The organism is Streptococcus sp. HMSC076C09 (genome assembly GCF_001837905.1).
Lineage (GTDB): Bacteria > Bacillota > Bacilli > Lactobacillales > Streptococcaceae > Streptococcus > Streptococcus parasanguinis_I.
The window spans coordinates 114785-128932 of record NZ_KV834648.1 but is presented as its reverse complement, the minus strand read 5'-3'; the positions used below and the strand labels follow the sequence as shown (position 1 = coordinate 128932).

General features: G+C 45.3%; 13 protein-coding genes. 10 read left to right on the top strand and 3 right to left on the bottom strand.

Going from position 1 to position 14148, the window contains the following annotated elements:
• The first annotated feature begins 1 nt into the window (after position 1).
• Complete coding sequence (locus HMPREF2704_RS08420; protein ID WP_021153902.1) at positions 2 to 301, top strand: YbaB/EbfC family nucleoid-associated protein; 300 nt, start codon at positions 2 to 4, stop codon at positions 299 to 301.
• 207 nt (positions 302 to 508) lie between these two features.
• On the opposite strand, the gene HMPREF2704_RS08415 is transcribed toward HMPREF2704_RS08420, so the two are convergent.
• The 3 genes from HMPREF2704_RS08415 to HMPREF2704_RS08405 all read right to left on the bottom strand — a co-directional run bounded on the left by HMPREF2704_RS08415 (position 509) and on the right by HMPREF2704_RS08405 (position 4043).
• Positions 509 to 1102, bottom strand: coding sequence for a 3'-5' exonuclease (locus HMPREF2704_RS08415; RefSeq protein ID WP_023919176.1), 594 nt, complete (start codon positions 1100 to 1102; stop codon positions 509 to 511).
• A 53-nt stretch (positions 1103 to 1155) separates the two neighbouring features.
• Entirely contained in the window at positions 1156 to 1650 is a 495-nt protein-coding gene (locus HMPREF2704_RS08410) for a DUF536 domain-containing protein (protein ID WP_003008835.1), read from the bottom strand.
• A gap of 104 nt (positions 1651 to 1754) precedes the next feature.
• Complete coding sequence (locus HMPREF2704_RS08405) at positions 1755 to 4043, bottom strand: Xaa-Pro dipeptidyl-peptidase (RefSeq protein WP_023919174.1); 2289 nt, start codon at positions 4041 to 4043, stop codon at positions 1755 to 1757.
• 101 nt (positions 4044 to 4144) lie between these two features.
• Here HMPREF2704_RS08405 and HMPREF2704_RS08400 point away from each other — a divergent pair, with 101 nt between their 5' ends.
• The 9 genes from HMPREF2704_RS08400 (at position 4145) to HMPREF2704_RS08360 (ending at position 14024) form a co-directional block, all read left to right on the top strand.
• Positions 4145 to 5422, top strand: a complete 1278-nt coding sequence (locus HMPREF2704_RS08400) for an HdeD family acid-resistance protein (protein ID WP_023919173.1) — start codon at positions 4145 to 4147, stop codon at positions 5420 to 5422.
• A gap of 106 nt (positions 5423 to 5528) precedes the next feature.
• Positions 5529 to 6296, top strand: coding sequence for a CppA N-terminal domain-containing protein (locus HMPREF2704_RS08395; RefSeq protein WP_023919171.1), 768 nt, complete (start codon positions 5529 to 5531; stop codon positions 6294 to 6296).
• A gap of 10 nt (positions 6297 to 6306) precedes the next feature.
• A complete protein-coding gene (locus HMPREF2704_RS08390; protein ID WP_037599403.1) occupies positions 6307 to 7248 on the top strand; it encodes a serine hydrolase domain-containing protein in 942 nt (313 codons plus the stop codon).
• 172 nt (positions 7249 to 7420) lie between these two features.
• Entirely contained in the window at positions 7421 to 8299 is an 879-nt protein-coding gene (gene mvk / locus HMPREF2704_RS08385; protein WP_009731693.1) for a mevalonate kinase, read from the top strand.
• Positions 8281 to 9231, top strand: coding sequence for a diphosphomevalonate decarboxylase (gene mvaD / locus HMPREF2704_RS08380; protein ID WP_023919167.1), 951 nt, complete (start codon positions 8281 to 8283; stop codon positions 9229 to 9231). Before mvk ends, mvaD begins: the two co-directional genes overlap by 19 nt.
• The gene (locus tag HMPREF2704_RS08375; RefSeq protein WP_023919165.1) at positions 9221 to 10228 is read left to right on the top strand and encodes a phosphomevalonate kinase; all 1008 of its coding nucleotides are present in this window, start codon (positions 9221 to 9223) and stop codon (positions 10226 to 10228) included. Before mvaD ends, HMPREF2704_RS08375 begins: the two co-directional genes overlap by 11 nt.
• On the top strand, positions 10225 to 11229 hold the full coding sequence (gene fni, locus HMPREF2704_RS08370; RefSeq protein WP_023919163.1) for a type 2 isopentenyl-diphosphate Delta-isomerase: 1005 nt from the start codon (positions 10225 to 10227) through the stop codon (positions 11227 to 11229). Before HMPREF2704_RS08375 ends, fni begins: the two co-directional genes overlap by 4 nt.
• A gap of 313 nt (positions 11230 to 11542) precedes the next feature.
• Positions 11543 to 13204, top strand: a complete 1662-nt coding sequence (locus tag HMPREF2704_RS08365; RefSeq protein WP_023919162.1) for a C69 family dipeptidase — start codon at positions 11543 to 11545, stop codon at positions 13202 to 13204.
• Positions 13197 to 14024: a PrsW family glutamic-type intramembrane protease gene (locus HMPREF2704_RS08360; protein ID WP_023919160.1), complete on the top strand. Its 828-nt coding sequence runs from the start codon at positions 13197 to 13199 to the stop codon at positions 14022 to 14024. The genes HMPREF2704_RS08365 and HMPREF2704_RS08360 overlap by 8 nt, the downstream gene beginning before the upstream one ends.
• Positions 14025 to 14148 lie beyond the last annotated feature (124 nt).

Genomic DNA, 14148 nt, shown 5'->3' with positions numbered 1-14148 from the left:
TATGATGAATATGCAAAATATGATGAAGCAAGCTCAAAAATTGCAAAAGCAAATGGAGCAAAGCCAAGCGGAGCTAGCTGCAACTCAATTTGTCGGAAAATCTGCTCAAGATTTGGTTGTCGCGACTCTTACAGGTGATAAGAAGGTCGTCTCCATTGATTTCAATGTTGCAGTGGTCGATCCTGAAGATACAGAAACTCTTTCTGATATGACGGTTCAAGCCATCAATGCTGCCATTGAAGAAATTGATGCTGCAACCAAGAAAAAACTCGGTGCTTTCGCAGGGAAATTACCATTTTAAGCAAAGGAAGTTTTCATTAACTCAAAAGAGGCTGGGACAAAAGTCCTAGCCTCTTAATTTTCTTTGGATTGTCGAGCAAGACGCAGTGGTTGAGTGGGCTCTACTACGCTGATTTCTTCAGCTTTTACAGCCCTACTCAACTGTGCGGAGGTGGGACGACGAAATCGAATTCTAACGAATTACCGATTTCTGTCCCACTCTCTCTTTTTATTCATCAAAAAATCCGGATAAGTCCAAGCCTCCGAAGGGGTTGGTGGAGAAGTTCTCTTGCTCGTCAAGGAGGGTGCGGCCTTGATCAAATTCGAGGAATTGTTCGTAGACAAGAGCTGTCATGCGGGCGTCCTCTAAGCTATCGTGTGATTTTCCTGCGACTCCCAAAAATTCTGCAACGGTGTGGAGTTGGAGATTTTTAATGCCGTGGAGGTCAGATGGACGACGCTCGAAAGCTTGGTCAAAGACATCAACGGCGTACTGGTCTTCTAAATCTAAGCCATTTTCAAGCAGGATGGGAAGGTCGCTCTTCAGGGCATTGTATCCGATCAAGGGTCGATCTCCAACGAAGGCCTTGAATTCGCTGAGGACCTGTTCGAGTTGTGGGGCATTTTGGATCTTGTCCTGGGTAATGCCAGTCAGGCCGTTAATAAAGCTTTTTAGGGGCTTATCGGTGTAGACGTAGGAGTCGTAGTGATCGACTTCTTTACCGTCCGTAAAACGCACGGCAGACACCTGGATAATCTGATAGGCCCCTTCGTATTGGTTAAATTCGAGATCGAAGGCGATATAATCTTCTAATGCTTTCATGGGAAATCTCCTGTGGTAGAAAAGAAAAGGGACTGGTAGGATCCAGCCCCGGATTATCGACGGAAAACGCGTGCCCAGAAACCTTTGCTTTCTTGCTCTTGAACTTTTTCGTTGGCTTGTTCGAGTTCAAGTTTCAAGGTATCGCGATCGTTCATTGCTTGTAAAGTCAATTGTTGTTGTTGGTCCAATTGCTTGTCTTTTTCAGCAATTTGAACGTCTTTCACGCGCAACTGTTCATCTTTCTTAGCGAGTTGCTCGTCTTTGGCTTTGAGTTGCTCGTAGAGACGGACGATTTCAGCATTTTTTTCATCCACCAAAATTTCCATCAATTCGCGTTGCTTCACATCATCGCTGACTGGCTCATCTTCAAAAATAGTTTTTTTGTAGATTTCTTCGAGCTTGATCAAGCCACTACGGGTTACAACGGTAACCCCTTTTTCGTTTTTTTGGGTATCTTCTGGAGCCAGCGCCTTGACACGGTTATTGACCGCCTGGCGGCTGACTCCTAAAATTTCAGCAATTTCGCTGACAGTTTTTTCAATCGCCATAACTTCCTCTAATATCTTTTTCTATGAAATACTCTATTAGATAGTAACATAAGTAGGCTAAGCTGTCAAATGAAGGAAAGAAAGGCTACGCCTTGATACCACGATTAGTGGGCCTCTGTCATTTCAGGAAGATGGAGGCTTGATTGTGCTAAGTCAATGGTGAGTTGGTAATCGGTTTGATCGCGCACAGTGATTTCAAAGTCCGTTGTGTAAAGGACCAGGCGAAGGGTCGCTCCTTTTTCGAGCTTGTAGATGGTTGGTTGAAGATCAAAGTCAAATTCCATCCACTCGCCTGGCGTCACAGCCTCAACCTCTAAGAGGTCATGACGATTTTGGAGGTTGAGATAACCTTTAGAAATGACTCGTTGGCCAGCTTCTTTGAAAGGCAACTCAGTCAAATTGTCTAGCATATGGTAGCGACCGTTATCCAGCGTACGGACCGACAAGACAGCAGGATAGGGTTGGAGGTATTTCTTGCTTCCAAGCTCTAAGAGTTGGGCTGAAAGCAGGCCTTTATTGGTGCTGGAGTAAAGTCGCAGGTGAAGGCGAGCTTTCCCATTGAGGTGTAGGTCTTCTTCGATTGGAAGGTCGATCGTCACCTGTTGCGCCTTATCCTGGTAGAGGTCCGTTAAGAAGGTCGGATAAGCCTTGCCATAGCGCTCGTAATCTTTTGTCTCGTAGCGGTTTTGGATGACTTTTTCGTCGTCTCCCAGGGAGAAGGTCCGCTGATTTGTTTGGTTGCCAAAATCATCCAAGGAAGTCCAACTTTGTTCTCCTGTATTGTCCTGCCAGATGACAGTAGGCAATTCATAGCTTGAATCGTAGCCCAGCAATTTTTTAGAGAGGAGGGCGTTCATGCTTTCGCGGAAGTCAATGGATTGCCAGTTGTTGAGATAGACATGGGCACCATTGTGATAGAAGAGGTGTTTCTTGATGCTTGTTGGAAGAGCCTGGAACATATTAAAGACGTGAAGAGGTTTCACGTTCCAGTCTTGCGAACCATGAGTGAAGACCACCTCAGCCTTCACCTGATCAGCATGTAAGAGATAATTGCGGTCGTGCCAGAATTGATTGTAGTCTCCAGAAGCGCGGTCCAGCTCTTTTTTCACGATGTCTAGATCGGCTTGGTGGGCTGCATTATGGTGCAAATAGTCTCCACCTAGAAGGTTGCGCGAGTAGGTCAATTCGGCAAGGGAATCGAAATCTTCACCTGGATAGCCACCAGGACTTGTCACGAGGCCGTTTTCGCGGTAGTAGTTGTACCAAGAAGAGATCCCAGCCTCTGCAATGATGACTTCAAGACCGTCCACACCTGTGGTCGCAAGGCCGTTAGACATGGTTCCAAGGTAAGAGATCCCGGTGGTTGCGACCTTTCCATTAGACCAATCAGCTTTGACTTGGCGTTTGCGTGTGTGATCTGTAAAGGCCCGGCAACGGCCATTGAGCCAGTCGATAACGTTCTTGTAGGCTTCGATTTGTTGGTAATTTCCATTGGTCATCAAGCCTTGCGAATCTTTTGTCCCCACTCCAGATACGTAGAGATTAGCGTAGCCGCGTGGAAGGAGGTAGTCGTTGAGGGTATAGCTGGAATTGATATGGGTGAGAGTTTCTTCAGCTTCATCGACTAGCTCAGCTGAACCGACAGGATCCACCAATTCTAATTGAGGTACTTCTACTTGAATGGTATGAGGTTCTTTGACCTCGAGGTCGACATTCATATTGTAGAGGGCCTTGTCGCTGGCCTTATCGTTGGTCCCTTGGTGATAAGGACTTGCGGTCATAACAGCTGGAATCTTGCCTTCATAGCGAGGACGGATAATGCTGACCTTGACCAAGTCTGGCAGACCATCTTTGTCGGTATCGACCCGACTTTCCACATAGACGACCTCGCGGATGGCATCATGGCTCGTAAAGGTTGCGAGGCTCTTGCCGTTAAAATAGTGATACTGGTTATCTTCAGGAATCAAGCCATCGCTGACCAACTGATCGATGAGTAAATTTCCTTTTACTGTTCGAGTATTGAGAAGGTGATAGAGGTTTTCTACCAAGTTTCCATACTCAATCGGAAATTGGACTTCTTTCAAGAAGCTATCCGTATCTTCAAAATCAATAAAATAGCGGAAACCGAGTAATTGGAGGGCTACTGTGTAAAAAATGTTCGGAGACCATTCGCAGTCAGATTGGATATACGTTAAAAAGTCTGTTTTAGAATCCACCACTAGGTTAGAGAGGGGATAATCTGTATCTTTATAGGTGAAGTAAACCTTGCGGACAAACCATTCAAACAGTTCTTTTTCTGGGAGGTGGGTGGGAAGGTCAAACCCAATTTCTTTTAGTTCCTTAAGAATGTCTTTTTGGTCAACAGATAGATAGCTATATTGATTGTATTTCATAGACTGCTCCTTTTATCAGTTTCTTTTTTCTTTACTTCTTATATTATACTTGATAAAATAGTATTTGTCTAAAGACCTTTCGTCTATAAGGAGAAGGAATATTGAAAAAAATATCTTTTGAACAAGTTGCAAGAAGACGGACCTTATTGTTTGGGGTTCTTGCCGTCATTTTTGGGATTCTCATTTTTCGAAACGGCGTTGGTTTCACCAAATTTTCCTTGGATCTATTAGCCATTTACTTTTTAGTTGATGGACTAGGAAGCTTTCTTCTTCGCTTTTTGTTACGTAGCAAGTCTATTTCCTATAGCCACTCTATTTGGTTTATTTTTCTTTCACTTGCGTTGATCTGGTTGAATCGACTGAGTAGTCTGCCCGTAAACTTAGTTGTGATTTGTTTAGGGGCATATCAGTTGGGGAGTGCCATTGTCTATGGGATCACATTTTGGCTTTATAAGGCCAATCGGGTAAAAGGAGGCTGGCTCTATTTATGGGATGCGCTTTTAAACGGTGGGCTTGGTCTAGCAACTGTCTTGGAACCTGGTTCAGATGGGCACTTCCAATTTATCCTCTTGGGGGCTTATCTGGTCTTGTTGGGGATTTCTAATATTCGAGATGGTATTTTATTTGACAAAGACCAACAAGGCCAAGAGTTAAAACGTCGCTTTCGTATTAGCCTACCGGTTATCTTTGCAGCCTTTATCCCTGCTAAGGAGTTAAAACGGTTTAACCAGTTTCTTCAAAAAGGGAGCTCGGCGGGACACACAGGCCCTTATCGATTGGTGAAAAAAGAAGAAGAGGCAAGGGAATTAGAAATTTTGGTTCATACTTCTGACAGCAACTTATTTGGAGCGATTGGGCATGTAGATATTTGTTATCAGGGGAAGGTCATTTCTTACGGAAGTTACGATCCCTTTTCAGAGCGTCTATTTGGGACGATTGGGGATGGCGTACTGTTTAAAGTGGATAAGGAACCATACATCGAACTATGTAAAAAAGAGAGTCAAAAGACGCTGTTTGGCTACAGCCTATCCCTTACCGAAGAAGAGAATCAGGCAGTAGAGAAGCGTCTAGCTGAAATTGATCAGTTGTTAGAACCTTGGGATCCACCTAGGAGGTTACTGGAAGACGGTCAGCCGACCTACGCTTACAAATTGAAATATGATTTAGGGGCTGAGCTATATAAATTTACTTCTTCGCGTTTTAAATCTTACTTTGTTCTGTCTACTAATTGCTGCCTGTTAGCAGATTCCATTGTGGGACAGGCAGGAACGGCTGTATTAGATGTGCGTGGAGTGATTGCACCAGGGACCTATCAGGATTACTTAGAATACGAATTTGAAGCTCCAAACGGGCGGGTCCATACACGAACAGTATACTAAAAAAAGAAAGACAGATTTTTATTTTTGAAAAATCTGTCTTTTTTGCACAAGATTTCTTGTAAAAAGCCAGAAAATCTTTTACAATAAAAAGTGCTTGGAGGAAAGTATGACAGCAAATCAGATCGTAAGAGTGATCCCAGTCTTGAAAGTGAATAACCGAAATGTCAATCAACGCTTTTATGAAGAGACATTGGGAATGAAAGTATTAGTGGAAGAAGGAGCTCTCCTATCTTTAGGAGATGCCTCAAAAGTAGAGAAAATTGTCTTAGAAGAGTCACCGAGTATGCGTTCGCGTAAGGTCGAAGGTCCAAAGAAATTGGGTCGAATTGTGGTGAAAGTGGCGCAAGCTCAAGAAATTGATTATTTATTAGCCCGCCAGCCAGAAACAAGCGCCCTTTACCAAGGAGCTATTGGTCGCGCCTTTGAAGTTGTGTCTCCTCAAGGAGATACCGTTTTCGTGCATGCTGAAGAAAATCTTGAAAGTCTAGAGCCTTTGGAGAAAGCGCCTCTTGTTGAGCTTCCAGAAGATTTCAAGGGTTTGACCAGCTTTGATGTGGACTTTCTTGAAGTCAATGTGGCCGATCTGGCCCAATCTCAGGAGCTTTACAGACGCTTGCCAGATCTTGCCCGCTTTATCCATTTGCAGGAAGCCCAGGGAGAAGATCTCCAAGTGGAGAACAAGGTGACTTGGGATTTGAGCATGATCAAGGTCGAATTGGCATCTTTTGATGTGGAAGACTTGAAAGAACGCTTGGGAGAAGCTGTCGATTTTGTGCACCGTAAGGGAACTTTCTTGATTGCCAAGGATCTAAGCCAGATCGAACTCTGGTTTGAAGCCAATCAAGATCAGGTCCATATTTCTTATGAAGAATAAGAATGGAGTGATGAGCGTGAAGGCAATCATCGAAAAAATTACCGAACAAATCCAAGAAGGCATCTATCCAGGTGCCTCTCTTGCGCTTTACCGCAATGGTCAGTGGAGTGAGCACTATCTAGGACTTGCGGACCCTGAAAAAGGTGAGCCAGTAGAGGCTGATCTGGTCTATGATTTGGCCAGTGTCAGCAAGGTCGTCGGAGTCGCTACCATCTGTGCTTTTTTGTATGCGAAAGGGGAGCTTCCGCTCGATCGTCCCTTTAAAGAGTTTTACCCGCGTTTTGCTCATGAGAAGACGACCATCCGGGAACTCTTGACCCATACTTCTGGGCTGGATCCTTTTATCCCCAACCGGGATCAATTGGATGCGAGACAGTTGAAAACAGCTCTTGAAAATTTGCAGTTGAAAGAAGACAAGAGTTTTCATTACACCGACGTCAATTTTCTTCTGCTGGGCTTTTGGTTAGAAGACAGGTTTCACCAGCCCTTGGATCGTTTATTTGAAGAGCTGATCTTTACACCTTGGAAGATGACAGAGACACGGTTTGGACCGGTCGAAAAGGCGGTGCCAACGGTCCGTGGCCTTGCTTCTGGAAGTGTTCATGATCCCAAAGCGAGAGTATTGGGCTGTCATGCGGGAAGTGCTGGACTTTTTTCAACTGTTGCTGATCTAGAGCGCTTCTTAGAGCATTATCTGAAGGATGATTTTGCGCGTGACTTGTCTCAGAATTTTGCGCGTGAAGAGGGCAAGACCCGCGCTCTCGGATGGAATCTAGAGGGTGACTGGTTGGATCATACGGGCTATACTGGAACCTTCATCATGTACAATCGAAAGAGGCAGGAAGCTGTGATCTTTTTGTCTAACCGGACCTATGAGAAGGACGAACGGGCCCAATGGATCTTAGACCGCAACTCTTTGATGGACTTGATCAAACAAGAATGTGAAAAATAGAAATGGATGGCTGGGATGACGGATCCCGGCCTTTTCTTGTCTGTCCATAAGAAGGAGCTCTTCTGGGTGATTCATTTTTGGACTCCGTCTTAGGTTGGATTTCCTTCAAAAGCATCGCTTTTTTGGCTGATTTATATTAAAATAGTAATGACCTTAGTAGAGCGAGATGAATATGCATAAAGAGATAGGCGTCGGAAAGGCGCATAGTAAAATTATCTTAATTGGAGAGCATGCGGTGGTTTATGGTTATCCGGCTATTGCCCTGCCACTCCATCATATCGAAGTGATCTGCCAGATCATCCCGGCAGACAGTCCATGGATTTTGTTTGAAGATGACACCTTGTCCATGGCGGTTTTTGCGTCTCTTGAGCACCTCGGGATTCGTGAGGCCCGGATTCGCTGTCGGATTCAGTCTATGGTACCGGAAAAACGGGGGATGGGGTCCTCTGCGGCGGTCAGTATCGCAGCTATTCGTGCAGTTTTTGACTATTATCAAGAGGAGCTGGACGATGAGACCTTAGAAATCCTGGTCAATCGAGCAGAAACCATTGCCCATATGAATCCAAGCGGTCTGGATGCCAAGACTTGTCTGAGCGATCAAGCCATTAAATTCATCCGGAATGTCGGCTTTTACCCGCTGGAGCTGGGTATAAAAGCGAGTTTGGTGATTGCGGATACGGGGATTCACGGCAATACCCGTGAGGCGATTCAAAAGGTTGAAGCTAAAGGGCAGGAAGTTTTGTCCCATTTCCATGAGATTGGTCAGTTGACCCAGCAGGTAGAAGCGGCTCTGAAAGAAAAAGATCTCATTGGCCTTGGGCAGGCTCTTACAGCTTGTCATGACCACTTGAGAGCCGTTGGTGTCAGCTGTAAAGAAGCAGATCACCTGGTCGCCGTTGCCCTTGAAAATGGGGCCTTAGGGGCTAAAATGAGTGGGGGCGGTCTTGGAGGCTGTGTGATTGCCCTCGTCAAGGATTCTCGTGAAGCAGAAACCATTGCCCATGCATTAGAAAAAGAAGGAGCGCACCATACATGGATCGAAAACCTGTAAAGGCTAAGTCCTATGCCAATATCGCGATTATCAAATACTGGGGAAAAGAAGATGCCAAACAGATGGTCCCTTCGACCAGTTCGATTTCGTTGACCTTAGAGAATATGTATACAGAGACCAGTCTCTCTCCCTTGCCAGCAGATGCGACTGCGCATGAATTTTACATCGATGGGGAATTCCAAAATCCAGCTGAGCAAGCCAAAATTGGAGCTGTGATTGATGGCTTGAAGCCAGCAGATGAAGCAGGATTTGTTCGGGTGGATACCAGCAACAACATGCCAACCGCCGCAGGCTTGTCCTCTAGCTCGAGCGGGCTCTCTGCTCTCGTCAAGGCTTGTAATCGGTACTATGATTTGGGCTTGACCCAGGAGGAATTAGCTCAAAAAGCCAAGTTTGCTTCGGGCTCTTCTTCGCGGTCTTTCTTTGGCCCTTTAGCAGCCTGGGACAAAGAAAGTGGAGAAATTTATAAGGTCCAAACAGACCTAAAACTCGCGATGATCATGCTGGTCCTCAATGACAAGCAAAAGCCTGTTTCCAGCCGCGAAGGGATGAAACGCTGCATGGAGACTTCGACTAATTTCAAAGAATGGATCGAAGAGTCTCGACAAGATTATAAGGACATGCTGGGCTATCTAGTTGCCAATGATTTTGAACGGGTCGGTCATCTGACAGAGCGCAATGCCCTTGCTATGCATGCGACGACTAGAACAGCCACTCCAGCTTTTAGCTACTTGACAGAAGAAAGCCATAAAGCTATGGACTTTGTCCGTGAGCTTCGCGCTGCAGGCCATGCTTGTTACTTTACTATGGATGCAGGGCCGAATGTTAAGGTTCTCTGTTTAGAAGAAGACTTGGATCAGCTGGTACCTTTATTTGATGCCCGCTATCGGACCATCGTATCTAAGACAAAGGACCCTCAAGATGAAGACTAAGTATCAGGTACAGACTGGAGGCAAGCTCTATCTAGCTGGAGAATACGCAGTGCTAACGCCTGGCTATGGAGCCGTGATTCAGTTTATTCCCATTTATCTGTCAGCTACTATCCAAGAATCTAGAAGCTATCAGCTAGTCTCAGATCTCTTTGGTTACCAGGTGGATTTGACCCCAAATAAGGACTACGCCTTGATTCAAGAGACCATTCAGCTCATGGAAAAGTGGCTGAAAGATCAGGGGATAGCCCCTAAACCGTTTGATCTTCACCTAAGAGGGACGTTGGGCGAAGAGAGGAAAAAGTATGGGATTGGTTCCAGCGGAAGTGTGGTCTTGCTCGTGATCAAGGCCGTGGCCGCTCTGTATGAACTAGACCTACATCCGGACCTGCTCTTTCGACTAGCAGCAGTGGTCTTGGTGCAAAGAGGGGACAATGGTTCCATGGGCGATTTGGCTTGTATTGCCTACGAGGACTTGATTTATTACCAATCCTTTGATCGGGCTTGGTTGCATGAAGTCTTGACTTCTCAGCCCCTGTCACAAGTTTTAGACCTGGATTGGGACTACCAGATCTGCTCGATCCAGCCAGCCATCGCTTATGATTTTCTGGTTGGTTGGACCAAGGAACCAGCGATTTCAAGTGATTTGATCCGTCAGGTCAAGGGAGCGATCAAGGAAGAATTTCTTCAGGAGAGCCAGAGCGCAGTGAAGAATCTTGAAAAAGGCCTCCGTGAAGGGAACCAAAAAGAAATTGAGACCAGTATCAAACGTGCCGATAAGAACCTAAAGTCTTTGAACCCTTTGATCTATACCCCAGCTCTGAAAGTTCTGCAAGAAGCGACAGAGGGTCTTTCTGCCTGTGCCAAATCTAGTGGTGCTGGAGGAGGCGACTGTGGAATCGCCCTTAGTTTTGACCCAGTTGAGACTCAGACCTTGATAGACCGCTGGAAGGAAAAGAATATTGAAGTCATTTACCAAGAAAGGATGGGAGATTCGTGAGCGAAAATCGAAAAGACCAGCATATTCGCTATGCCTTGGAGCAAAGCTCCTCCTATAATAGCTTTGATGAGATCGAGCTGATTCACCGATCCCTCCCCCTTGTGGATCTAGCGGAGATTGATTTGACAACCCATTTCGCAGGGCGTGATTGGGAGTTTCCTTTTTACATCAATGCCATGACAGGTGGGAGTAAACGGGCCAAAGAGATCAATCAAAAGCTGGCAGCAGTAGCTGAAGCCTGTGGGATTCTCTTTGTGACTGGTTCTTACAGCGCAGGGCTGAAGGATTCGAGCGATCAATCGTATGCGGTCAAAAAAGACCATCCTCATCTACTTTTAGCGACCAACATTGGCATCGATAAAGAGCCAGATTTGGGCTTGCGAACAGTGGAAGAGCTACAACCCCTCTTTCTTCAAGTTCATGTGAATCTGATGCAAGAGTTGCTCATGCCCGAAGGGGAGCGTATTTTCCACACTTGGAAAGACCATCTCAAGAGCTATGGGCAGGGCTTTCCTGTACCTGTAGTCCTGAAGGAAGTCGGTTTTGGCATGGATCCTAAAACAGTCCAGGCGGCGCTAGATGCTGGAATCACAACCGTTGATATTTCTGGACGCGGTGGCACTAGTTTTGCCTATATTGAGAATCGTCGTGGTGGCAATCGCGCTTATCTGGATGATTGGGGACAATCAACTGCGCAGTGTCTCTTACAGTTACAGGATCAGATAGATCAGGTTGAGATCCTCGCAAGTGGGGGCATACGTCATCCCCTTGATATGGTCAAGGCCTTGGTCCTTGGAGCGCGTGGCGTAGGACTATCCCGCGTTTTTCTTGAGATGGTAGAGACTAAGAGCGTTGAAGAAGCAATCGTACTTGTCCAAGGCTGGAAAGAAGATCTCAGATTGCTCCTTTGTGCGCTCGGTTGTCAGAACCTGAAAGAGCTCCGTGAAGTCGACTATCTCCTCTATGGAAAATTATGGCAAGCGAATCAGCGGAGAAAATGAAAGAGAGTGGGACAGAAATCGGTAATTCGTTAGAATTCGATTTCGTCGTCCCACCTCCGCACAGTTGAGTAGGGCTGTAAAAGCTGATGAAATCAGCGTAGTAGAGCCCACTCAACCACTGCGTCTTGCTCGACAATCCAAAAATAATTGAGAGGCTAGGACTTTTGTCCCAGCCTCTTCTTTTTTGAAAAAGTGTTTCCCTCAAAAATTCTGATAGTTTACGAATCGTTTACGGTTGCTGGAATCGCTTGCAAAACAGGCTTGTAAAAGAGTATACTAAATAAGGAAAAACATTTTTAAAAAGGAGTTTAGGATGAAGAAGCACTATTTTCGATCAGCTGTAGCAGCTTTGCTTCCGCTTTTGTTGATTGCTCAACCTGTTGAGGCTTGTACAGGGTTCATCATCGGGAAGAAACTGACTGCCGACGGTTCGACCTTGGTAGGGCGTACCGAAGATTTAGAACCCAACCATAATAAAAATTTTGTGGTCAGAGAGCGTGTCTACAATAAAAAAGGAGCCATTTTTGAAGATGCTGCCAACGGTTTTCAATATCCCTTGCCAGAGATTAGCTATAAGTATACAGCGGTCCCGGATGTCACCCCTGATCAAGGGATTTTTGACGAAGCAGGATTCAATGAATATGGAGTTTCCATTTCTGCCACTGTATCTGCTTCAGCAAATGACAAGATCCAAAAGGTGGATCCCTATGTCAAGGATGGCCTCGCAGAATCGGGTTTGACCAGTATCGTTCTCCCAAGTGTGAAAACCGCAAGAGAAGGGGTTGAACTCATTGCTAAAATCGTCGAAGAAAAAGGCGCTGCAGAAGGAAATATTGTGACCATTGCCGATAAAGAAGGCGTCTGGTATATGGAAATCCTATCTGGCCATCAATATGCGGCGATTCTCTTCCCAGAGGATCGGTTTGCGGTCTTTCCAAATACCTTTTTCTTAGGGCATGTAGATCTGTCAGATACCGAACGCACGATTGCCTCAAAAGATCTTGAAAAAGTCGCCAAAGAAGCCAATAGCTATAAGGAAGTGGACGGAAAATTCCACGTTTCTCAATCCTATAATCCGCCTTTGCAAGAAGCAGACCGCTCTCGGGTTTGGTCGGGAATCAAATCGCTAGACCCAAGCTCTCCTGTTAAATATGACGATGCGTCCTTTGACCTTCTTCATACAACCGATCGAAAATTAACCCTTCGCGATGCCATGAATCTCCAACGCAATCGTTTGGAAGGAACCAAATATAAACCACAGGATCAAATGGAGCTGGATGGAAAAGGCATTCCGAAAAAAGGAGAGTTTGATGCGGTTTATAAATACCCCATTTCCAATCCAAATGTCATGGAGGCCCATATTTTCCAACTGAAAGATGAGGTCCCAGCGAGTGCAGGTGGAGGTACCATGTGGCTGTCGATGGGCAGTCCACGAAATGCTCCATACCTACCGTACTATGGCAATATTCTCAACACCTATCAAGCCTACCAAGAATTAGGGGATCATTACAATGATCGCTCTTGGTATTGGACCATTTCAAGAATCAATGACCTTGTGGCCAAGTATCCAGATTTATTCGAAGATGGGGCGATTCGTACTGAAATGGAACGATTGGAGTCTCAGTGGATGGTCGAACAAGATCTGAGTGATCAGGAACAAATCGCTCTTGCTTCTCAGCCTGAAGAAGCTAGTAAGAAGGCAACAGAGGAAAGCTTAGCAAGAGCTGAGAAGACCTTCGAACGCTTGCAAGAAATCAGAAAAGAAGCAGAACAAAAGGTGGCAGATGAACACGGGAAAAGTGCCCTGCAGGATCTAGATGACGAAGAAGATGCTGCTTATGAAGAGAAGATTGATCTCGTTGATTTTGACTATGATTACATTCTAGCAGCAGGCTTGTTCGGGGCAACCCTTCTAGCGATTGTGATCTATCTGATTCGCTCAAAGAAACAAAAGGGAGGAAAACAAGATGACTAAAATTCAAAGAGCCTCTATCTATCTTTTTCTACTGTTTGCAGGAATTGGCTTGGAGTTTGAACTCGGTCATCTTTCTCAACAAGAATTTAGTCAGTCTGCCGGCAGAGATTTGGTCTTAAACTTGTCTGTCTTAGCTGCAATTATTATCCCGCTCTATCTCTTTTCAAAACGATTGGCCAAGCAGTTATCTGTCCCAACTTATGTCTTATGGATTGCCATGTTTGGAGGTGCCTTCGTAGCAGGCTGGTTGAGCTTTTCAGGCAATAGCTTGATTGATATTATGAATAGCCATGTGATCAAGGATGCCACTGTCTTTAACAAGTGGACTGATGCCTTGACGGCCCCATTTTCAGAGGAATTCTTTAAAGCTCTAGTTGCCTTTTGGGTTGTCTTGATGGTTGGCAAGAAAGATCTAAAAACGATTCTAATTGCAGGCTTGGGCTCTGGCTTTGGTTTTCAAATCATTGAGGATTTAGGGTACGTTGCCCGCCAAACCAAAACCAGCCAATTAGCCGCGGTTACTGAGGCCATTAACCGGATATCTGGTGGATTAGCTTCACATGCCCTCTATACAGCTGTTGTATCAGTTGGTGTCTTCCTCTTGTTGTCTCAAGTGACCCAGCAAAAGGAAAAACTCTTTGGGCTCTGGTGTGTTCTCTCGACAGTAGCCAATCACTTCTTATGGAACTCTCCGTTTTATGAAACAGACCATCGGATTAATCTTCTCGTCGGACTGCTCTTTGCCGTCCAAGTAGGGACCTTTATCGAAGTGGTGCTCTATACCAAGAAAAAGCCCGATCTGCCATTTTTAAAACAATAAGAAAATTTTTTCAAACACAAAAGAACTAAGACGTGGGTCTTAGTTCTCAAAGTGAAGATAAAATCATCTTAGAAACTTTCCTTAGGTGAAGACGGACGTCAGCGAACTTCGAAGAAGTTCCATG